Source organism: Methanospirillum hungatei (assembly GCF_019263745.1).
Classification (GTDB): domain Archaea; phylum Halobacteriota; class Methanomicrobia; order Methanomicrobiales; family Methanospirillaceae; genus Methanospirillum; species Methanospirillum purgamenti.
Window position 1 is genome coordinate 3,238,987 of the sequence record NZ_CP077107.1, and the last position, 23,767, is coordinate 3,262,753.

12 protein-coding genes are annotated in these 23,767 nt (G+C 38.8%); 5 read left to right on the plus strand and 7 right to left on the minus strand.

The window, feature by feature from the left end:
* Window positions 1–56: 56 nt before the first annotated feature.
* From KSK55_RS15695 to KSK55_RS15710, 4 genes are all read right to left on the minus strand, one after another.
* Window positions 57–695 (minus strand): response regulator, encoded by a 639-nt coding sequence (locus KSK55_RS15695; RefSeq protein ID WP_218607612.1) that lies wholly within the window; start codon window positions 693–695, stop codon window positions 57–59.
* Window positions 696–793: 98 nt separating this feature from the next.
* On the minus strand, window positions 794–1,300 hold the full coding sequence (locus tag KSK55_RS15700) for a chemotaxis protein CheW (protein WP_214421113.1): 507 nt from the start codon (window positions 1,298–1,300) through the stop codon (window positions 794–796).
* A complete protein-coding gene (locus KSK55_RS15705; protein WP_218607614.1) occupies window positions 1,297–4,185 on the minus strand; it encodes a methyl-accepting chemotaxis protein in 2,889 nt (962 codons plus the stop codon). Before KSK55_RS15705 ends, KSK55_RS15700 begins: the two co-directional genes overlap by 4 nt.
* A 100-nt stretch (window positions 4,186–4,285) precedes the next feature.
* On the minus strand, window positions 4,286–6,334 hold the full coding sequence (locus tag KSK55_RS15710; RefSeq protein WP_256664058.1) for a HAMP domain-containing methyl-accepting chemotaxis protein: 2,049 nt from the start codon (window positions 6,332–6,334) through the stop codon (window positions 4,286–4,288).
* A gap of 257 nt (window positions 6,335–6,591) precedes the next feature.
* On the opposite strand from KSK55_RS15710, the gene KSK55_RS15715 reads away from it, so the two are divergent.
* The 4 genes from KSK55_RS15715 to KSK55_RS15730 all read left to right on the plus strand — a co-directional run bounded on the left by KSK55_RS15715 (window position 6,592) and on the right by KSK55_RS15730 (window position 19,238).
* On the plus strand, window positions 6,592–8,334 hold the full coding sequence (locus KSK55_RS15715) for a PAS domain S-box protein (RefSeq protein WP_218607618.1): 1,743 nt from the start codon (window positions 6,592–6,594) through the stop codon (window positions 8,332–8,334).
* A gap of 193 nt (window positions 8,335–8,527) precedes the next feature.
* Complete coding sequence (locus KSK55_RS15720; RefSeq protein WP_218607620.1) at window positions 8,528–11,449, plus strand: PAS domain S-box protein; 2,922 nt, start codon at window positions 8,528–8,530, stop codon at window positions 11,447–11,449.
* 269 nt (window positions 11,450–11,718) lie between these two features.
* The gene (locus KSK55_RS15725) at window positions 11,719–16,230 is read left to right on the plus strand and encodes a PAS domain S-box protein (RefSeq protein ID WP_218607621.1); all 4,512 of its coding nucleotides are present in this window, start codon (window positions 11,719–11,721) and stop codon (window positions 16,228–16,230) included.
* 164 nt (window positions 16,231–16,394) lie between these two features.
* Window positions 16,395–19,238, plus strand: a complete 2,844-nt coding sequence (locus KSK55_RS15730) for a PAS domain S-box protein (protein ID WP_218607622.1) — start codon at window positions 16,395–16,397, stop codon at window positions 19,236–19,238.
* Between the two features lie 109 nt (window positions 19,239–19,347).
* On the opposite strand, the gene KSK55_RS15735 is transcribed toward KSK55_RS15730, so the two are convergent.
* The gene (locus KSK55_RS15735; protein ID WP_218607624.1) at window positions 19,348–21,498 is read right to left on the minus strand and encodes a PAS domain S-box protein; all 2,151 of its coding nucleotides are present in this window, start codon (window positions 21,496–21,498) and stop codon (window positions 19,348–19,350) included.
* Window positions 21,499–21,784: 286 nt separating this feature from the next.
* Between KSK55_RS15735 and KSK55_RS15740 the strand changes: the two genes are divergently transcribed.
* The gene (locus KSK55_RS15740; RefSeq protein WP_218607626.1) at window positions 21,785–22,348 is read left to right on the plus strand and encodes a YqhA family protein; all 564 of its coding nucleotides are present in this window, start codon (window positions 21,785–21,787) and stop codon (window positions 22,346–22,348) included.
* 96 nt (window positions 22,349–22,444) lie between these two features.
* Here KSK55_RS15740 and rbr read toward each other — a convergent pair whose 3' ends face one another.
* Both rbr and KSK55_RS15750 read right to left on the minus strand, forming a co-directional pair.
* Window positions 22,445–23,173, minus strand: a complete 729-nt coding sequence (gene rbr / locus KSK55_RS15745; RefSeq protein WP_256664059.1) for a rubrerythrin — start codon at window positions 23,171–23,173, stop codon at window positions 22,445–22,447.
* A gap of 89 nt (window positions 23,174–23,262) precedes the next feature.
* Window positions 23,263–23,703, minus strand: a complete 441-nt coding sequence (locus tag KSK55_RS15750) for a metal-dependent transcriptional regulator (RefSeq protein ID WP_218607628.1) — start codon at window positions 23,701–23,703, stop codon at window positions 23,263–23,265.
* Between the last annotated feature and the right edge of the window lie 64 nt (window positions 23,704–23,767).

Sequence of the window (23,767 nt, forward strand, 5' to 3'; positions counted from 1 at the left end):
GCCCATTTTTCATGGGGATTTTTATAAAAATCTTTTTTAGGATTTGGTATGATGCATCAATTCCTGAATACCGGATACTGAAACTGAATCAAATCGCGTTCGGATTGTTTCTGAGTAATTATCTGATTTATCTGGAAGAGTCGTTGTTGTAAAAATTCTTCAGGAGAAATTGGCTCCTGAATAATGAGAGGGGGTGTAAGAATCTCTTTTATCTGGTTCATGGCCCGAATCTGTCTATTCAGCTGAACCCATTTTTTCCGTACAGACTCTGGAACACCTTGTATGAGTGCTGCATGAGATATTTTTAAAAGTGTTTCATAAAAAGAAAAGAACTCATTCACGGTTTCACATAATTCACTATCTAAAAATGGTTTTATAATAAATCCATCCATTGAATCTCCGTATCTGATGAGTTCATCCGGGTGCAATTTTTTTGCTGATGACATCATAACCGGCACCATATTCCCATTTGTATGGGACCGGATATGGTTGAGAATATCCCATCCATCGACCGGATCCATCATGATATCTAAAAGAACAAGGTCAATTGAATCTTTTTTGAGCTGCATAATACCCTCAGATGGATCCTGCTTTGTGATGCAAAAATATCCACAAGGGATGAGGGCTTTTTTTGATGCTTCAAGAAATACCGCTTCGTCATCGATGATAAGTATTTTTTTGGGAGGTTTAACCATTCTGACCTCTCTGATATTGTGTGTTGTGATATGAATAACCTTACTTTGATCAAAATGTGTTCTTGTTTATCTGATATGACTGGATATGAAGAACAACACTAATCCATTTGAGATATTAACTCCCGAATATCTATCCAAATTACAAGTTCTTTCTTACTTTCCCCTTTCTCACCAATCTCTTTCTTAATAATACCAAGGATATATCCTCCTTCTTCTACGCTTCCTCTTGAAGCTTGATCGATATCTGTTACTGGAACTGTCAGAACTGATGTTACTTCATCGACCACTATTCCTGTTTTTTGTGCTGATACAGTATCATCAAGGACGATAAACCGGAGGTCTGCAGTGGTTAAGTCTTGTGCAGCCTGGATTTGCAATAACTGGCGTAGATCAATTATTGTAGTAATTTCTCCTCGCAGATCAATAATTCCTCTGATATATGATGATGCATGGGGAAGAGGAGTGATTTTGGAGGCTTCTACAATCTCCCGAACATCAAAAAGGTTGATGGCGAACTTATCATCACCAATAATAAATTCAACGACCTGGATTTCGTCTTCCTGGTCAGAACGTTTTGTTTGTTTTAAATTATCTACAATACTCATGATTCTTCCTGAATTTTAAACTTGGACATTTCTCTGGAGACAATTTCTACGATTTCATTGACATTTGCAACAATTTTGCTGATCTGTTCAATGGAAGCTGATGCTTCTTCGGTTGCGGTAGCTGCATCTCCTGCTTCCTTTGCTGTGTTTTGCACAAGCCCGCTTACTTCATTGATACTCGCCGTCACTTCTTCAACTGACGCGGCCTGCTCTTCAGAAGATGATGCTACATCGGTTGCATTTCGTGTTATATCATCTATTGATGTTGCAATCTGTTCAAATGATCCCAGGGTATGAGATAGAGATTCACTTCCCAATTCTACAGTTTCTCCTGCATACCCCATCGCTTCATTCGCTTTCTTCGCTTTGTTTTGAAGAGATGCAATCATATCCGCAATATTCTCGGCAGATTGCCTTGAATCCTGGGCAAGAGATTTTACTTCTGCTGCAACAACTGCAAATCCTCTTCCCGCTTCTCCAGCTCGTGCAGCTTCAATGGCAGCATTGAGTGCCAGAAGGTTTGTCTGATTTGCTATGTCGGAGATGAGGCGGACAATTTTTCCGATTTCATCCATCTGCTGATTAATTTCTTTTACTATCTGGTCTACTTCAGCAGACGAACGTTTGATTTCAGTCATTGCCGTTTCAGATTTATGAGCAAGATCAACCCCATTCTTTGCATATTCATTTGCCTTGGTTGCTGTGGCAGAAACCTGTTCAGCACGTCTTGAAACCTCTGCAACGGTAATATTGAGATCTTCCATGGCTTTTAAAACCTGGATAATACCATCTTCTCCTTTCAAGGAATTGCTACTGACTTCACCCGCATTTCTGGCAATTTGCTGTGCTCCTGCTGTTACCTCTTCGATGCTAGCTGTTGCTTCTTCTGCGTTTGATGCCAGATCCATGAGTTGTTTATTGATCAGACCGACTGCATTTGATATCTGGATACCAATGTTGTTAAGTGCATCTTTAAAGGCAACCCAGTCTCCGGAAACCTTAAGAGAAGTATCGACCCGAGCAGCAAAATTTGAATTTGCATACTCTTTTGACACCCGGAGTGCTTCATTTACCGGAATGGTTACGCTGTCAAGTGTTTCATTCACTCCCTGAACAATTTTTTGGTAATCACCCAGATGTTTGGATGCATCGGCTCTGGTTTGTAATTTTCCAGAAATCCCTGCATCTGAAAGCATAAGGGCATCTTGAACGAGGAGTTGAATCGCTTCATTAACCTGAGTAAGTCTTGCATTAATCTTCACAAAATTCTCATGAGCCTCTTTGGTATATTGATCTGCATCGGTTACTGCAATATTGAGATTTGTATCTCCTTTACTGAGTTTTTCAAGGTTTTCACCTAATTTATTCACCTCATTATTCAGATAATTAGATAATCTAACCGATGCAGTCTGGTCCTGGATAAATTCAAATGCCCCAGTTATCTCTCCTTTTAAGTTTTTTATTGGAATACCGGTGTACGAGATTTCAAGTTCTTTTCCAACAGGATTTGCACGGGTTTGACGGTTTATCTCCTTATTTTGGTCCATTGCCTGAGCACATGCACAGTTTTGTGTCTGACAATCTCCTGTTTTAAATTGTGAATAGCATCTTTTACCGATAATGTCAGACTTGCCAGATTCTAAGAGTTTTACCCCGTTTTCATTCATATAAAGAATATTGAAGGATTTGTCAAGTGCCAAAGTGGGGAGGGGTAGTCTGTCAATATATCCAACCAGAACGTTTAATATTGTATTGATGCCGTCAATGATTTTTCGAAAATCACCCTGGTGTCTTACAGTATCTGATCTGTAATCAAGTCGGCCTTCAACAATAGCATCTATCAGAGTTTGTGCATCTGTAACAAGATAGTTGAATGCTTCGATACAGGTATTCAGATTATTTTTGATTTCATTAAAATCACCTTTATATTCACCAGTTATCTTTTCCGGAATATCTCCTTTTGAAATCCGGTCTACATACTCTGCAGCAAGATTCAGAGGTTCTATTACCGCATCCAGTGTCCCGTTTACCCCGTCAATTATTTTTTTGAAATCCCCCCGATGTCTGGATGAATCAGCTCTTGTGTCTAATTTTCCTTCTACTGCTGCCTGTGTCAATAAAAGAATCTCTTGAATTGCTTCTTTTTGTTCAGTGAGATCGGTGATATATTCTACTGCACCAGTGCAGATTCCTTCTTCTGTTACAAGGGGTGTTGAGGTTATGAGAATTGGAATATTTTTAAATCCGATATGCGCAACTGTTTCTTCAGTAATTACTCTTTTTTCTTTAATGCTGCGCATTGTTGCACAATTACCTTCCTGACACACGTCGGTATTAAATAATGTATGGCAAATAGTCCCTATGAGATCATCAGGTTTTTTCAGAAACAGATCTGCACCTGTTTTATTAATATGAGTAATTCTTTGTTCTGTATCAATGGCAATAACCGGGGTAGCAATCCCATTTAATACCCCTTGAATATCCCGACTTGCGTTTTTTAATTCTTTTTCTTTATTTTTTATTTCGGTGAGGTCTTCAAAGTACTCGACCGCTCCAATTACAGTCCCAGATGAATCAAAAAGTGGAGATGCATAATAGTGAATAGGAATTTTTTTTCCATTGATGTGTGCTATCGTTTCACTTTCTATCTTTCTCTTCTCTCTCATTGCCCGGAGTGTTGCACATTCTCCACCTTCACAATCATCGGTTTTGAATAGTTCATGACATTTTTTCTCTATTGCTTGTTCGCGTGAGAGTCCTAAAATATTAAGAGCTGCATCATTTATTATCTCAATATTTCTATCAGGCGTTATCTGAATAACCGGAGTTGCTACACCATTTAGAATATTTTGACAGAACGATAATTCGTTTTGATCTATTTTCATTTTTTACACCGTATTGTTTTTGATATTATATATGAATATGAATAAATAATCATGTATATGTCGCTCAGATTGGGCCCCAATTTACAATTGTGATAATTGTTTATCCAACATTGAATCTTCCCATATCCGACGAAATTCGTTGTAATGCAATCGATGCATCGGTGATTACCCTGTTTATCTGCTCTACTGATGCTGATACCTCCTCTGTCGCTGCAGCAGAGTGAACTGCTTCTTTTGCGGTCTGCCTGACCATGTCATCCACTTCAGTAATACTTGCGGTAATTTCCTGAACTGCTGCAGCCTGTTCTTCTGCAGCACCTGCTACTTCGGTCATATTCTGATGAACTTCATTGATCGCCTGGACTATCTGGTCAAATAACTGGAGTGTTTTTCCAACCGCCTCATTTCCTGTTTTCACTTCATTGGACGAGGATTTCATCGAATCTGATACCATCTGGGATTTTTTCTGCAGGTTTCCGATGATAGTAGCAATATTTTCTGCAGATTTCTGTGACTCAAGGGCCAGGGATTTTACTTCATCAGCAACGACTGCAAATCCCATTCCTGCATCTCCTGCCCGTGCTGCTTCAATTGCTGCGTTTAGTGCCAATAGCCCGGTCTGTTCTGCGATTCCTGTAATAACATCCACTATCCGACCAATTTCATCCATCTGGTTTGTAATGTCGTTTACGATTGTTTCTGTTCCTGCAAAGGACTCTATAATATTTTCCATTCCCTTTTCTGCATTTCCGGCTAGTTCCATTCCATCATTTGAAAGATCCACTGTCTTTTGTGCAAGAGCGGATGCATTTTCTGCTTTATTTGCAACAGAACCAACAGTTCGTGAGAGGTCTTCCATTGCAGTCAGGGTCTGCTGAATTCCTTCACCGCTTTTTTCAGCCAGGGAACTGACATGTGATGAATTTTCAGTGAGAAGCTCAACACTGTTTGCTACCTCTTCAACACTTGATGCGGTTTCTTCCATTCCGGCAGTAATACCTTCAACCTCATTTTTTACATTTCCAACAGCGAGGCTTGTTTCTTTGCCCAGATGATTTAAGGCGTTTTTAAAGTCAATGAAATCGCCAGCAACTGCAAGTGAGGGATTTACCCGGTCAACAAAATTTCCATTTGCGTAACTTTTTGAAAGACGCATCGCTTCCTGAACAGGAATAATCACAGATTCAAGTGTTTCATTAATACCTGCTACAATATTTCTAAACCGGCCTTGGAATTTCGTATCATCCCCACGGACGGATAGATCTCCATTTTTTGCAGCATTGATGAGGTTTGTTGTTTCCTCGGTAAGACCACGTAGTGCCGTGGCGAGTGTGTTAATCGCTGATCCGATCTCATCAGTCTCATCTTTCATTAATGCGATATCAATCCGCTCACCCTGGGCGATTCGGCGAATTACACCAACCGCTTTATGTTGCAGATCATCAGAAAAACTGTCCATCGTCCGTGCCATGTCTCCGAGTTCATCTTTTCTTGTAAAATGAAGCCGACCTGAAAGATGGCCCATACTCATTTCAGATAATAACTCTTTGACTTGTACACAGGGAATTGTAATGCTTCGGGTAATCGTAATTGCTAGGACAAGCGAAATTATTATGCCAATAATAGTTACAATTGCAATTATTAAGACAGAATTAGTAAATCTTCCAACGGCATTGGATTTAATGCGTTCAGCATCCTTTTGGTTGATTTGATACAGGTTCGCAATAGCATCATCTACGGGTTTTCTTGCATCTGCAACACTACCCCCGGTGGATATTGAGGCTATAGCTTCAGTCTCTTTTCCAGAATCAAATAATGCAATGGTTCCTTGTATTCTACTATAATAATCCTTCCAGGCTGCTTCAAATTTTTTTAACTCAGCTTCTTCTTCAGGTAGTAGTTTGTTTTTTTTATATTCTTCAATCAGAGATTCAAGTTCTTCTCTGTTTTGTGCAATTGTTTCCTTTAATTGCGCTCTTTCATTTGGAAGGAGAGCAAATTTGAGCGTATCTCCCCGGACATATAAGAGTTCATCAGATACTGATGCAATTTGTGAAAGAGGGATTAAACGGTCATCATATATGGCTGTCACTCCATCGTTGATTTCCATCATATTCAATAGTCCAACCAAAGCAATGATAACAAGCATCAATATCAAAATAAAAAAACTTCCCGCCAATTTTCGACTGATTTTTAAATTATCAAGAAACTCCATATTACGCCCTCTCTAATCACACACAACTGGTTTGTATCACCGATTGTTCGGAGGAGTTCACCCCTTGGACTCCCGCGATAAGTAATCGTCTATCTATTTGTATATATATGATTGTAGTATTGCTATAATTATGTTTAAAATAAACCTTAGCATTAATTTTGTATACTCTAAAAACAATGAATCCAGCACTGATGAAAATACGTGATGATAAGTACAGTTCAGATGAAGAGAAAATCATACGTGATATTCAGCAACTTCTTACAAAAAATCGTCATGGGATGACAATCTCAGAAATCTCCAGGAATCTAGGCATTAACCGTACTTTAATCCTGAATGTTCTGAATCTCATGGTAGGACAGGGAGAAATTTCCATGAGATCATTTGGAAGAGCAAAAGTGTACACACTATCATCTAAAATTCCCATTGCGCGACTTTTGAGTCTTTCCTCTGATCTTTTTCTTGTTGTAGATGAGGAACTCTTCATAGAGGATTTAAATGATGCATTTGCTTCTTTTTTCAAAATGAATAGTGATGTTATAAAAGGAACAAATGTCATATATTCACCGATACCTCATTTTTTTTCACATGATATTATTCAGGCTTTACAGGATGCATCATCTGGAACAAAACGAATATTTGAAGATTATGTAGGATTTGAAGGCAGTCAATTTTTTTTCAGGATTTCCTGTATTCCGATTCAGGAGAGTGATTTCTCCACAAAAGTGGCCCTTGTTTTACACGATCTGACACTTCATAAAAAATATGAGGAAGAACTAGAAAGACAACTCAATGCACGAACCAGTGAATTATCATCTAGTATCCGTAGGTATGAGGTTCTTGCCGAAGTAGCCCCGGTTGGTATATTTGAGACTGACGTACAAGGAAAAGTAATTTATGTGAATAAAAAATGGTGTGAAATCACGGGAACTGACTCCGATGAAGTTACGGGATCAAAATGGATGAAATCCATCCACCGTGATGACCGGGAGTGGATCAAAAAACTCTGGTATGAGCACGTTTCAGAACAGATTCCATGGAACCATCCAATCCGATACCAGAAAAAAAATGGGGAAGAAGTGCATACCCTTGGAATGGCTGTTCCCCTAAGAACTGATAATGGGGAAGTTACTGGTTATCTTGGGACTATTGTAGATATTACGGAACGAGTTGCTGCTGAACAGATTATTCAGAATTTGAATGAGTATCTGACTACTGTTCTAGAAAATGCGAACGATGGTGTTGCAACTCTTGATATTGAACGTAAATTTACAAGTTGCAATGCTGCAGGATGCAAAATACTGGGATATGAACGAAGCGATTTACTTGGTCAGAGTATCCGGAAATTGTATGAATCAGATGACGAATTTAAAAATAATGGAAAGGAGATTTACCTGGAATTATCACAAACCGGCCATTATCGAGGGGAAGTTAATATTGTAAGAGGTGATGGTAAAAACCGGATTGTTGAGGTTTCGATAAGTGAAATGAAAAACAATGGTACTATTACTGGAATTATTATTTTATTCCGGGATGTAACTGAAAGCATTCGTGTGAAAAATGAGGCACTTATCCAGGAACAACGACTAAAAACCATTCTGGATGGACTTGTTGATGCAGTATGTGTAATTGACCGGCATGGGAATATCTTATATGCAAATGCATGTGCAAGTCGATACTTGTCAGGATCTGATGTCCTTAATGGAGAAAAACATCAATTATCAGAATATATTCCTAAAAATGAACTAAATTCATTGCGTTCCTATTATCAGAAAATTATCGATTCACAAATACCTGATTCAAAAATTATTTGCCTGACTATAAGAGAACAAAATATCTGTTTTTTAAATCGTGCAGTGCCTATTCGATTTGGAGAACATAGTGTGGATGCTGTTTTATCTTTATCACTCGATACGAGGATCCTGGAGCATGAGTAATCCAATTGTCTGCATTTTTCTTCTCTCTCAAAAAATTTCTATTCAGGAAATCTTTACACCACTGGTTGGAATGACAATAAAATATGCCATCTCAAATTTGCATTTCCCATATCACATTGTGCTGAAATATTAAGACGTGATTCGTATGTATAAAAATTCGTCCCCTTTTTCAGATCCTCTAAGAATATTAGCAGTGGATGATGACGAAATTGTTCTGGAAGCCTCCAAACAGTATATGTCAACTGTTTATTCATTTGACATTGATACTGCTCGTTCAGGAGCTGAGGCGATGGTAATGATTGCCACTTCTCATTATGATGCCATTATTGCTGATTATGAAATGGAAGGTATGAGTGGATTGGACCTGTTAAAAAAGTTGAGATCATCAGGAGATGAGACTCCTTTTATAATGTTTACCGGTAAAGGAAGGGAGGAAGTGGTGATTGCATCATATGACAATGGTGCTGATGGATATGTGCAGAAAGGCGGAGAAATTTGTTCGCAATTTGCAGAACTCAGTCATCGGATCAGATCAATTATCTGGAAAAAAAGAGCAGAAAAATGTCTTGTTCAAAGCGAAGCTCAATATCGACAATTATATGAAGAATCACCTCTGGCGTATATCACTGTTGATAATTCCGGAAAAATAGTTCGATGCAATAAAAAGGGAGGAGAAATTCTTGGAAAAGTTGCGGATTCTCTTATTGGAATGCCCGTTCTGGATATCTATGCTGAACAGCCGGAAGGGAAAGACCGAATTCGTGAGATTATTGAGGAATTTCTTAATAATGGGGTAGTCACAGACAAAGAACTTGTAATAAGAAGGGAAGATGGAACCAGTCGATGGGTAAATGTTTCTGTTCAGGCCATACGAGATGAACAGGGAAAAATTCTTAAGAGCAATTCAATATTACAGGATATCACAGAACGGAAAAGGGCAGAAGAAGCTCTTCGGGAAAGTGAGGAAAGGTTTCGTCAACTCTTCAATAATGCTTCAGATGCAATCATCCTCCATGAGATAAAAGCAGAGGGGAGACCTGGCAGAATTCTTGAAGTCAATGATTCAGCTTGCGAGATGCTTGGGCATACCCGAGAAGAGTTTGTTTCGTTAGAAGTATCAAACCTAAATACTCCGGAAAGTAATGCACTTATTCCAACGATAGCACCATCACTATTAAAAAATCATCATCTCACTTTTGAATGTACTCATCAACGAAAAAATGGTTCTATCGTTCCGGTTGAAATTGCAACCCATCTCTTTCATCTCCATGATCAGGAAGTAATTCTTGCCATATGTCGGGATATTACAGAACGAAAACACTCTGAAAAAGAGAAAGAAGCCATTCTATCTGGCCTTAAAGATATTGTTGTTGAGTATATTGACTGCGATATGAAGATCATCTGGGGAAATAAGGCAACACAGGATGCTTTTCATTTGGGTGACTCTTTTATAGGTAAATTTTGTTATCAGATCATTCATGGAAGAGATAGTCCTTGTCCAGGGTGTACTGCAATAAAAGCAATAGAGACCGGGGTGTTTCAAGAAGGGGAAATCACCACTCCAGACGGGAGACACTGGATGATCAGGAGTAATCCGGTTATTGAAAATGGATATGTGACAAGTGTTGTACATCTTGCTATAGATATTACTCAACGAAAGTCTGCTGAAGAGGCTTTAGGCCGTTCTGAACAACGACTACACGATATTATCGATTTTCTCCCTGATGCAACCTTTGTCGTTGATAAAAACGGGATTGTAATAGCCTGGAACAGAGCAATTGAGGAGATGACAGGTATCCGTGCGTCGGACATAATCGGGAAAACAAATTATGAATATTCCATCCCTTTTTATGGAGAACGAAGGCCGATCCTTATTGATCTTGCAATGCAGTTTGATTCCAGTATCAGTCAAAACTACGAAGATTTTCAGAAAGAAGGACAAAAATTCATATCTGAATCCATCATTGCCAACTTCAGGGGTCAAGATGTTACTCTCTGGAGTATTGCATCTCCTCTTTTTGACAAATCCGGTTGGTTTGTTGGTGCTATTGAATCAATACGTGATATCTCCGAACGAAAAAGAATTGAGGATGCATTACGGGAAGCTCGGGATACATTAAATACGGTTATGGATAGTATTGATGCTCTTGTGTATGTATCAGACATGCAGACACATGAGATCCTGTTTCTTAATGAGTATGGAAAACAAATCTGGGGAGATGCAGTTGGAAAAATCTGTTATTTAGCACTCCAATGTGATCAGGATGTCCCGTGCAGTTTCTGTACAAATCATTTGCTTTTAGATGGTGATGGTAATCCATCCAAGACTATTACCTGGGAATACGAGAATTCCATAACAAAGCGGTGGTACCAGTGTCATGATAGTGCCATCAGGTGGATTGATGGCCGAATCGTTCGACTTGAGATTGCAACGGATATTTCTGACCAGAAATTAATAGAACATGCTCTCCGGCAGGCAAACCGCCAGCTCAACATGTTAACAGATATCACTCGGCATGATATTTTAAACAGTATCAACGCTATTCAACTCCTATTAGATCTGATGAAAGGGAAAATAGACGTTACTCCTGCTTTATGTGAATTTGAAAATATTGAACATGCAATCTCTCTTATTCAATCACATATAGAGTTCACGAGAATATACAAGGATCTTGGAACCCATGCTCCGGTATGGCATCATCTTTCCGGATCGATTCAAAATTTTTCAGATAAATATTACCTTGATATCATCAATTCTACTATGGATATCGATATATATGCGGATCCACTTATGGCAAAAGTCTTTGATAATCTTATAGATAATTCAATACGACACGGTCAGAAAGTAACCCGGATATCATTATCAAATTTGATGAATGGAGAGACATATATATTATTTTTTGAGGATAATGGGGTCGGTATTCCTGCCCATGAAAAAAATCTGATATTTGAACGAGGGTATGGCAACAATACAGGATTCGGTCTTTTTTTCATTCGTGAAATAATGTCTGCTACCGGGATTTCGATAGAGGAAACAGGAACTCCTGGGAAGGGAGTTAAATTTGAAATTCATATCCCGAAAGGACTCTGGAGAAATCACAATGCTGCAGAATAGAGAGATGGTTTTTTAAGATCCTCTAAACTATTCATTTATTTCAAACACCTTCTATGAACGATTAAAGTATGAAGAGTTTATGCACAGATTAATTATCTATACCCATATAAAAATAAATAAAACTAAATATTTCGTAAAAATAATATTTGAAACTAAAAATCGGATATTTTTTGTAAAATCCGAAAACTGAGATATTTCGAAATAGTTATTCGGTATGGGGCACAAAGTCATCTCATATCGGTACTTCCTCACCGGAAGGATAATTCATAATGTCGTTACATGAGTCATTGCAGGTAACTCCAAAAGTATCTTTATATGCCCTTATTATTTCATCACTCATTGTAATCATTTTAACAATTATCTCCCTTTCATTAGGAATAACAATAGTCTTTCAAAATCTGTATTATTTCCCGATAATCATCGCATGTGCATTTTATCTTCGGAAAGGATTTATTTTTTCATTAATATTAATTGGAATTTACGGATTGTTCATCTTAATATTTGCCCATACCCAGAATGAATTGATATCAGCTCTTATCCGGGTTTTAATCTTTATTGTTGTAGCTGGCGTTGTCACCTGGTTATCATCTAGATACGAGGAACGAACAAAAGAACTCATAGAAAGCGAAAAAAAATTCAAGCAACTCTTTAATGCAAATGATTCCGGAATTGCCCTTCATGAGATCATCTGTGATGAAAGAGGAAATCCTGTTGATTATCGGTTTCTTAATGTAAATCCCTCATATGAGAAAATGACAGGCCTTCTCGGGTCAGATATTGTTGGAAAAACAGTACGTGAGATCCTTCCTGGCACTGAGGACTACTGGGTTGAAGCATATGGAGCCGTGGCAAAAACGGGTATCACAAAAAAATTTGAGCAATATAGTAAGGAACTTGGAAAATATTTTGAGGTAACAGCCTATTCTCCCGAGCCTGGAACATTTGCATGTCTTATCCATGATGTTACAGACCGGAAAAATCAGGAAAAACTCGTAAATGAGACAAACGCATATCTTGAAAACCTCATTACCCATGCCAATGTTCCGATTATCATCTGGGATCCTGATTACCATATAACTCGGGTAAATCGGGCATTTGAACTCTTATGTGGCAGACCCGCTGAGTACCTGGAAGGAGGACATCTTTCAATTCTCTTTTATCCTGCTCATGCAGATCGATCGATGCGGCTAATCAAAACGACTCATGAAGGGGTCAGATGGGATACCGTAGAGATTCCAATTATCCATCAGGATGGAACTGCACGAACAGTTCTGTGGAATTCAGCAACCATTTATGGTCCGGATGGAAAAAAACCCGTAGCAACAATTGCACAAGGATGTGATGTCACCCTTGAAAGGTTTTTGGAATTGGAAAAAGAACGGGCAGCAATTCAGATCCAGGAAAATATTGCCCAACTCGCTATTTTGAATGACGGTATACGAAATCCGCTCACGATAATTGCTTCATATGCTGATCTGGCAGGAGATGAGCAAATAGCAGCCAGGATACAGCATGAAGTAATGCGTATTGATGAAATGGTTAATAACCTTGATCGGGAGTGGGTGCATTCAGAAAAAATTCTAAATTATTTACGAAAAAATGATAAAGTGGCTATAGATTTTGTCCCGACTCATGCTCATACTAACAAGGGGCAATCACATTTTCTGCAGACCGAGCAAGTACTATCATCACCCTACTTGAGCAGTCATGAACGGTATGTCGAAGAGATTCAGACCAGGCTCTATTCTATTCTGGATAGTACTGATGCCTATATCTATGTTGTTGATTTAGAGACGTATGATATCTTATATTTAAACGAACAGGGAAGAAAACTCTTTGGAAATGTAATTGGGCAGAAATGTTATGGAAGTATCTATGGCATACGTGATGGCCCATGTTCTTTTTGTACAAACAATCTTATTAGGGAAAAAGCCGGTTCCAAAGAGGTTATCAAAGGAGAGTTTTTACTTCCGAAAACTGATCGGTGGTATGAATCGCGGACCCGGGCCATTCCATGGGCTGACGGGCGTCTGGTAAGGCTTGAGATTGGAACAGACGTTACTGACAGAAAACTGGCAGAAAAGCGGGACAAATTACAACTTGTCAGATTAGAAGCATTTTTAACCCTTCTTAATATGGCAGATTCATCAGAGATGGATATCTTAAGCTTCTCTCTTGAAAAGAGTTTAACAGTAAGTGAAAGTATCTACGCTTTTGTCGGTCTCATGTCTTCTGATGAATCAGAGATGGAAATACATACCTGGTCTCAGGGTGCCTTGGAAATCTGCTCAATACTGGAAAAACCAATTCATTTTCCCATAAAGGATGCGGGAATCTGGGGGGAGTGTGTCAGAACCCGTTCTCCATTTATTCACAACGACTATTCTGGTCCCCATCCGGCAAAACATGGATCACCAGAAGGCCATATACCCATCACCAGATTTTTAGGTGTTCCGATATGTGATGGTAATCAGATTGTTGCTGTTCTCGCTGTGGCAAATAAACTGAATGATTACTCGTATGATGATGTCAATACCCTTCTCACTCTTGGCAATATTATGTGGGAAATGGTTCATCGAGGACGGATTAGTGATGAACTAATACAAAAAAACAGATACAACCGGACATTAATTGAGACAAGCCTGGATCCATTGGTAACAATTGGAAAAGATGGGAAGATTACGGATGTCAATTCCGCAACTGAACAAATTACTGGGTATTCCAGAGATGATCTGATAGGTACTGATTTTTCAGATTACTTTACTGATCCAGAACTTGCCCGGACCGGGTATCTGACAGTATTTGAAAAGGGATTGGTTAGGGATTATCCTCTCGCTATCAGGCATAAAGATGGGACTATTACTGATGTTCTCTATAATGCGTCTGTTTATTTGAATGAACATGGGGAGATGGAAGGGGTCTTTGCAGCAGCACGAGATGTTACAGAACGTAAAAAAATTGAAATAGCACTCTTTGAACAGGAGGAACGGTTTCGACTGGCATTAAGGGCAACAAATGATGTTATCTGGGACTATGATATCATCAATGATACTCAACGATGGAATGAATCAGGAACTGTTGTGTTTGGATGGACCGATATTGTTCACCATCAACAATCAGCTGCATGGTGGACAGATCGGGTTCACACTGATGATTGTAAACGGGTTGCCAGAGAATTTGAAAATGCATTAAGAGATCCTCTCTGCTTGAAATGGCATGATGAGTACAGGTTCAGAAGAGCGGATGGACAGTATGCATATGTTATGGATCGCGGGTATATTATTCGTGATTCTAGTGGTCAGGCAATCCGTATGATTGGAGCTATGCTTGATATTTCTAACCGGAAGAAAGCCGAAGAAGCACTTGCAGAGAGCGAAAAACGGTTTAGAGATCTCGTTGATACTATTACAAGCGGGGTTGGGGTTTATTCGGTCCAGGGTGATGGAAGGTATGGGAAGGATTATATTATAACCGATTTTAACCGGATGGCCCTTGAAATTGAAGGAAAAATGATTGAAGAAGTTATTGGTAAAAGTCTTGCAGATCTCAGACCGAATATTGATGAATATGGTCTTATCCCGGTTTTTCAGCGGGTATGGAAAACCGGAATTCCAGAATATTTCCCACAAAAGTTATATCTAGATCAACAATATGCGAATTATTATGAAAATCGTGTCTTCAAATTGAAAAGTGGAGAGATTGTTGCTGTATATAATGATGTGACCGATCAGAAACGACTTGAAGTAGCATTACAGGAGAGCAGAGCTCTTCTTGATAGTACGCAACATCTTGCAAAAGTAGGCGGGTGGGAATATGATGTCAGAACACACGCAATGACATGGACCGATGAGACATATCGTATTCATGAAATTGAACCAGGAACTATTCCGGTTGGATCTCCTGATCATATCTTGGAAAGTCTTCGCTGTTATGATAAAATAGATCAACCGGTTATCCAGCAGGCTTTCAATTTATGTGTCTCTGAAGGAATTCCATACGTGCTCGAATTTCCTCTCACAACACAGAAAAACAACCGTATATGGATACAGACCATGGGCAGAGCTGTCCTTGAAGACGGACAGGTGGTAAAAGTAATTGGAAATATTGTTGATATCACTGAAAGAAAACGGATCGAAGATGCTCTCCGACAGGCAAACCGACAGTTAAATCTGTTGACTGCTGTTACCCGGCATGATATCATCAATAAAACCTCGGTAATTTATGATTCCCTTGGTATTGCTGAGATAGATCATACAGATCCCTCGCTTGATCAACTCTTCAGGATCATCAAATCAGCAACAGATGCAATAAAAAGTCATATTGAGTTTACCAGGACATACCAAAAACTTGGATCTCATGAGCCGCAATGGTATCTGTTAGATGATGTTATGCCTTCAACAGTTCCATCAACGATTCAATTCAGAAAAGAAACCGGAAATTATGAAGTATTTGCCGATCCGATGTTCAGTCAGGTGTTTACCAATCTTCTTGATAATTCTGTCCGGCACGGGAAGCATGTGACTGAAATTCGTGTTCATACTGTTAACCAAAAGGATGAACTGGTGATCATGTGGGAGGATAATGGTATCGGGGTTCCTTTTGACTATAAGGAACGGGTTTTCGATCGGGGAATCGGAGATAACACGGGTTATGGATTATTTCTGGTCCGGGAAGTTCTTCAGATAACCGGGATTACTATCAGCGAGTGTGGGGTGGAAGGAAAAGGAGCGAGATTTGAGATCATTGTTCCTAAATGGAAATTCCGGAGAAAAGATACGTGAAATTCTTGAAGATGGTAATCACATCACGTTTCACGAATTCTAAAAAGACTGGGAACCTTGATAATAACAGGTAAAAAAGGGGTTGGGATTATAGAAAATGAAAATATGAATGGAAAAAAACGATACAATACCTATACTTTTTGGCAAATACCGGAGGGTATACCATGACCGGTCATATATCAGTTCTCTATGTAGACGACGAACCAGATCTTTTGACACTTGGAAAAATTTTTCTTGAGCGAACTGGTAATTTTATAGTTACCACCGTTCCGGGTGCACAAAAAGCCCTTGATCTGATTACACATCAGGATTTTGATGCCATAGTATCTGATTACCAGATGCCTGAAATGGATGGTATCGAATTTTTAAAGCATCTGAAATCTACAGGAAATCCAACCCCATTTATTCTTTTTACCGGTAAAGGCAGAGAAGAGGTGGTCATAGAAGCTCTCAATAATGGAGCGGATTTTTACCTTCAAAAAGGAGGTGATCCAAAAGCACAGTTTGTAGAACTTGTCAATAAAATCCTCCATGCTACATCACGTCGTCGAGCTGAAATCCAGGTTTTAGAATTAAAGCAACGTGAGTCAGATATCATTAATTTCCTGCCTGATGCAACGTTTGCAATAAATACAAACCATGAGGTCATTGCCTGGAATCGTGCCATGGAACAACTTTCAGGCATTTTTGCAACAGAGATTATCGGGAAAGGAGACTATGCTTATTCAATTCCATTTTATCAGAAAAAGCGCCCGATGCTAATTGATTTGGTTCTGGATTGTAATCCAGAAATCATTGAAAAATACCCTGGTGTCAAGCGAGAGGATCAAAATCTGATGACTGAAATAAATCGTCCATGGATCCACGAGGGAAAAGAGATCTTTTTCTGGATTACAGCATGTCCTCTTTATAATACACAAGGAACAATAATCGGAGCAATTGAATCACTTCGAGATATTACTTCACTCAAAAAAGCCAGAGAATTATTAGAGGAAAGCGAATCACGATACCGTCTTACTCTTGATGCATCAAATGAAGGGATATGGGATTGGAATCTCAAAACAGGTTCAGCGTTTTTTAGTCCTCATTGGTATACCATGTTAGGGTATGAACCAGACGAATTCCCCGCATCATATGAAGCACTTCAGTCATTACTCCATCCTGAAGACCTTGATCGTGCAAAAACATCCATTGAAGATCATTTGAACCGAAAAAATGATGGTTATTCTATAGAATTTCGTCTGAAAACAAAATCGGGAGATTGGAAGTGGATATTAGCAAGAGGAAGGATTATCGAATGGGATGACTCAAACCTTCCTGTCCGAATGGTTGGAACTCATACAGATATCACCAGTTTAAAACATACAGAAGAGAAATTAAGGCTCGATGAGTCCAGGCTTGAAACATTACTGACATTAACCCTGATGACACAAAAGCCGGTTCGTGATATTACTGATTTTGCACTTGAAGAAGCAGTCCGACTGACAGAAAGTGCAATTGGGTATGTTGCTTTTTTAAATGAGGATGAAACGATCCTTACGATGCATGCCTGGTCACATGTAGCAATGGAAGAATGTCAGGTTCAATATCGAACCATTGAGTACACGGTTGCAGATACTGGATTGTGGGGAGAACCAGTCAGACAACGCAGACCAGTAATTACCAATGATTATTCAACTCCGGATCCATTAAAAAAAGGTACACCAGCCGGTCATGTATCAATAATACGACATCTTGGAGTTCCAATTTTTGATAAAAACCGGATCGTGATGCTGGTTGGTGTTGCGAATAAACCTGGTGATTATGGTGCAGAAGACATACGACAGCTTACGCTTCTCATGGCCGGAGTATGGAATATTGTTCAGAGAAAAAATGCAGATGAAGCCGTTCTCCGGAGTAATGAAGAACTTTCCGCTGCATATGAAGAGCTTTCAGCAACAGAAGAAGAACTCCGGACCCAATATAATATTACCACACAATCAATAGAGCACATCCGTCATAGCGAAAACCAGCTCCGCATTCTTGTTGAAAACCTGCTTGACCCGGTTATCATAATCGGATTTGATAGCCGAATATTATATGGGAATCCTGCAGCATTTACCTTTTTCGAATTAGATCGAACAAATAAGGGACCATTTCATATACAATCATTTCTTTCCGCAGAATCATGGAATAAAGCCTCTGCAGATCTTATCGAAATTCAAAAAACAGGCGGTCCGGTTGTTGATGAGTATGACATTCTCACATCCAATGGAAAGGTTAGAACTATCGAAGCAGCTGGACATCTCATTTACTGGGATGGACAGGATGCAGATCTCGTATCCATTCGAGATATTACCGACCGAAAAGGAGATAAAGATGCTCTGGTCCGGGCCAACAGGAAATTAACTATTCTCTCTTCGATAACCCGCCATGACATCTTAAACCAGGTAACCGGTCTTTTAGGGTACCTTGAATTACTATATGATACTGTTCCTGAAGATCCCCAGCATATGTATATTCAAAAATGTCTGGATTTTACTAACACTATTGAGAGTCAGATTGGGTTTACCAAACTTGTTGATGAAATCCGGAGTAATTCATTATCATGGCAGTATACTGAACGGATGGTTACTCACGTACTACATGGATTTGCAATCGGAGAGATAACCTGTCAGGTAAACCTGAATGGATTATATCTGTATGCAGATCCAATTTTGGAGAAGGTCATTTTCACACTGATTGAAAATTCAATTCGTCATGGTGGTCAGGTCAGTCATATTCACTTTTCATTCCAGATTGTTCATGATACCTGCATATTTTTGTATGAAGATGATGGATCAGGAATTCCTGTGGATGAGAAAGAGAAAATATTCCAACAGGGGTATGGGAAGCATACCGGCCTTGGACTCTTTTTAGTCCGGGAGATCCTGGCAATAAATAATATGGAGATAATTGAGACTGGAACTCCGGGAAAAGGTGCCAGGTTTGAGATACACATCCCTTCAGGGAAATGGAGAATTAATTAAGTTTCAGATGAGGCAAAATTTTCTCCTTCAACAGAACTGACATACTTAGGAAACGCCTTTACAGGAATGGGGAGTTTCTTTCTTTCTCTAAAAAATGTGATCTCAATTTTCAAATGTTTACAGAGTATGCACCTTTTGGTATACACATGTCAAATCTGGCACCGGATCCTTTTTTCCCAGTCTCCTGAATAGAGATGCCAGTAAGTGCAAGGATTTCCCGGACCAGGAATAAACCAAGACCGGTATTTGCCCCGTGTCCCCGCTCAAATATCAATTCTTTTTCCTCCACACCGACACCAACTCCGTCATCCTCCCAGCTTAACATAAACCCATCTGGTCTATCTGTTCCAGTTACCAGGATATGAGTTACATTCTTACCATGTCGGAGTGAATTGTCAAGAAGATTGTAAAACACTTTCTCCAACATTGGATCTGCAAAAATTGAAACATGGTGCACATGGTTCTCTATTGTCACGTTTTTCGGAACCTGCAGATTACCAATTATTTGTTCCGGATTCTGCCAGAAAGGTTCATGGATGCCAAGATCCTGGTATTCTCTGGTAAATTCTATCTGCCTTTGAATTGCGACGGTTGCATTCTCAATAATATCAAAATAATGTGATATTTCTGGAACCAAACATTCCAATTCTGCTACTTCAATGGCACCTAGGATGACAGTCACTTTATTTAAAATATCATGCCGGGTAATACTGTTCATCAGATTTATCTGATTTGAAGCCTTTCGAAGGGCTTCTTCCGTCTTTTTTCGTTCGGAAATATCATGTGCTATACCAAGATAAACCAAATTACCTGTATTAACATCATGAATCATAGAGGCTGTTGATGAAAACCATTTCCATACCCCGTCCTTATGGCGAGCCCTGAATTCAACACCACTCCCTTTTTTTTCCGTATGGGTAACTAAATAAAAGAAACTAGTACAGACAGGAAGATCATCTGGATGGACAAATTCTGTAAAAGAATGCCCGATGACTTCTTCGGGCACATGACCAAGAAATTCAGTCCAGTTAGGTGAAATATAAATAAATAATCCCTCCTTGGAGAGAGAATAGACAACGTCATTTGCATGTTCGACAAATGAACGGAATTGTTCCTCACTTCTTCGGAGAGCTTCCTGTGCTTGTTTTCGATCTGTGATATCACGAAGCGAGAGCAAATCGGCCTTTTTCCCCTCATATCGAATTGCTTTTCCAATACTCTCAACAGTAACCCGCCGACCCTTTGCGGTGATCACATCATACTCAGCCACATATGCATCATGACCTTGAGATACTTCTACAAAATCACGAATAACATCCTTTTGAGAAACGGGGGCGATAAACTCAATAACATTCCGACCAATGAACGAAAAGATTTCATCCCCTTCAATCAGTTTTAATGCAGCACTATTCGCAAACAAAATGCTCCCCTGCATATCAACGATCAGGATGGGTTCTAGAGCATTTGTTACGAGAAAACGATATTTCTCCTCACTTTCAAGTAATGCCTGTTGTGCAATATATTGTTCTGTTACATCATGCATAACACCAAACACAACATTTGCATCAATATCATATTCGGCTAATGATTGAACATATATGATTTTCCCGTCAGTTTTACGGTGAATCTGATATGAAACATTAAATGGTTCGCCTTTTGTTATGAGGGTATGAAAGAGGTATGATAATTTTTGTTCCAATTCGGGAGGAGCAAAGGAAAGAAACTCCGTATATGGCCATTCATCTCCGGAAAGACCACAGATGTTTTGTGTGCCATGTGACAATAACACCATACCGGTATCCGGGTGGTACTCCCAGTGTCCAAATCCTGCAATTTCTTCAGCATGACGAAGCTTTTTAAGACTGTGTTCAAGGTTTTTTTTCGCCTGATATTTTTCTACAACATTTTCAATCGTAAATGCAAGATCAGTCAATAAAGTTTTTAAATCACAATTTTTTCGAACATAGGAATCTGCTTTATATTCAATGGCTCGAAGAACAACGTCTTCATCCCCTTTTCCGGTAAAAATTATAAAAGGGAGATCTCCATAGTTTTTTCGAACCTCAACCAGGAAATCAATACCATTCATGCGTGGCATGAGATAATCGGAGACAATTACGTCATAGGTTTTTTTATGTAAAACCAGAAATGCATCTTCAACTGAAGTGCAGGTGTCCACAACAAATCCCTTTTGTGAAAATAACCGGGAAGATGCAGCACAGAGGTCTGGTTCATCATCTACATACAGAACAGATATCATTCCGGCCTCTCATCATCTGAATCTTTCTTCAATATGTTGTTTTTTCCCTTTTATCCGATTATTCTGGCAAAATCAAATAAAACAAAACTCAGAAATAGTATCCTATTTTATGTATCTATATATATTATTTTGCCATGCAAGTGACTGTTTACTAAACTTCTTTTTCTAAAAAATTCTTGTGTAGGAAAATCATGTCCTTCGATTAGTACTCGAATATATATGCTGTATCCAATTTCAGGGCAAATGCTTATTGCTTTATTATTCCCCATGTATTTGGAGTAAAAGTATGCTAAAAAAAATTATTCCTGATAGTAATGAAGCACTTGAGTGTAAAATACTAAATCCAATAGAGTACTGGCTGTGGAAGTTCCGGTATGTATCTTTTCTGGCAGTGGTTTTTTGTGCTATTGCCTCTGTTGCGCTCTTTATTATGGGTACACTTGAGATTATTCATCCGATTAAAGAGATACTCATAGCAACCATTAGTTCTGCCTCAGACCATCCAACATTGAAAAATGAAGAGATATTAAAAGGATTTATTGGAGCATTAGATCTTTATCTGATAGCTGTATTCTTCCTGATCTTTAGTTTTGGTCTGTATGAGCTTATCATCTCAAAAATTGATGTGGCAAGAAATTCCTGTGATGATGTTGAGCATCCACTTCTTCAGATAACCTCTCTTGATGAACTTAAAAGTAAGATAATAAAAGTTATCATCATCATCCTGATTGTAGCATTCTTTAAAAATGTAATCTCAATGAAGATGATAGAAGTCAGTGATGCTCTTATGCTTGCAATTGCCATCCTTGCACTTTGTATTGGATCATATTTCCTGACAAAAGAACACTAATGTCGTGTACTTTAGAAAAACAACACTTTTTTTGAATATACCAAACATCTCTGACAAAGATATTCGAAAATGAAATGAGAGAGTTAAAAAAGAAGATTAATAGCTCTCACAAAAGAGCTCAAAATATGCAATTGCATGTGAACATACGGGACAAGGATCTGGAGCACTAGCTCCTTCATGGACATATCCACAGTTTCTGCATTTCCATTTTAATTGAGTATCACGTTTGAAAACAACGTCCTTTTCTATATTGGATATAAGTTTTCTAAACCTCGTCTCATGGGCAACTTCTGCTTTTGCAACCTGACGGAAAATATGAGCGATTTCAGAAAACCCTTCCTTATCTGCTACATCAGCAGCTTCAGGATATAAAATCCCCCACTCATGGTTTTCACCATCGGCTGCTGCTTTCAAATTTTCAAGGGTGGATTTAATCATACCGGATGGATATGATGTGGTTATTTCAGCTTCTCCCCCTGGCAACTGTTTAAAGAATAATTTTGCATGTTCTTTTTCATTATCAGCAGTTTCAGTAAAAATAGCTGAAATTTGTTCGTACCCTTCTTTTTTTGCTACACTTGCAAAATAGTTATATCTCATTCTTGCTTGAGATTCGCCAGCGAATGCGGCGAGCAGGTTCTTTTCAGTTTTACTTCCTTTTAAATCCATATTGATCACCCTCATGCATATGCATGATGAGAATAGATTGTACAGATAATAATCTGTTTGTGGTTTATAAATATGTGTCAGATATGATCTTTCCTTAGTACAAACACGATACTTGAAAAAATAGTGGAAAATATATAAAATAACTATTTCATCCAATTTTCTTCTGAATACATATGTAATGTATTGGCAGAACTCTCAATAAAAAAAAGGTTCTTCGAAAGGAAGTTATGGAAAGATGGATTAAATCAACCTGACTCTTCCCGGACCATGGTATCGAACAACTTTTTCTGAGCAGGTTTTTTACAACACTCTTCAATAAAAGCAACGACTTTCATGAGTTTGTCATATGATTCAGGGGACAATCCATGTTCCATGATACATGCATCATGATCTGCAACATCTGTATCGACTCCGGCAAGTTCCAGCAGATTACGGAGTATGGTGTGAGATTGCTTTGTTCTCTCAGCAATATCCCTCCCTTCAACAGTCAAAGTAACTCCTCCGTATGGTTCGTAATTTACTAGACCTGCATCCTGGAGCCGTTTGAATCCGTCAGTTACTGTTGCCGGGGTAATGCTTAATGCTGCAGCGATATCCCGTGATTTTGCATATCCCTTTTCCATTGAGATCTCATAGATTACTTCTAAAAGATCTTCATTTCTCCGGGTTACTTTTTCTTCGGCCATGAAAATAATAGTGTGAGTGGATATTCGTTATTCGGTAGATAGTTACCTGTTAGATCTCATATGC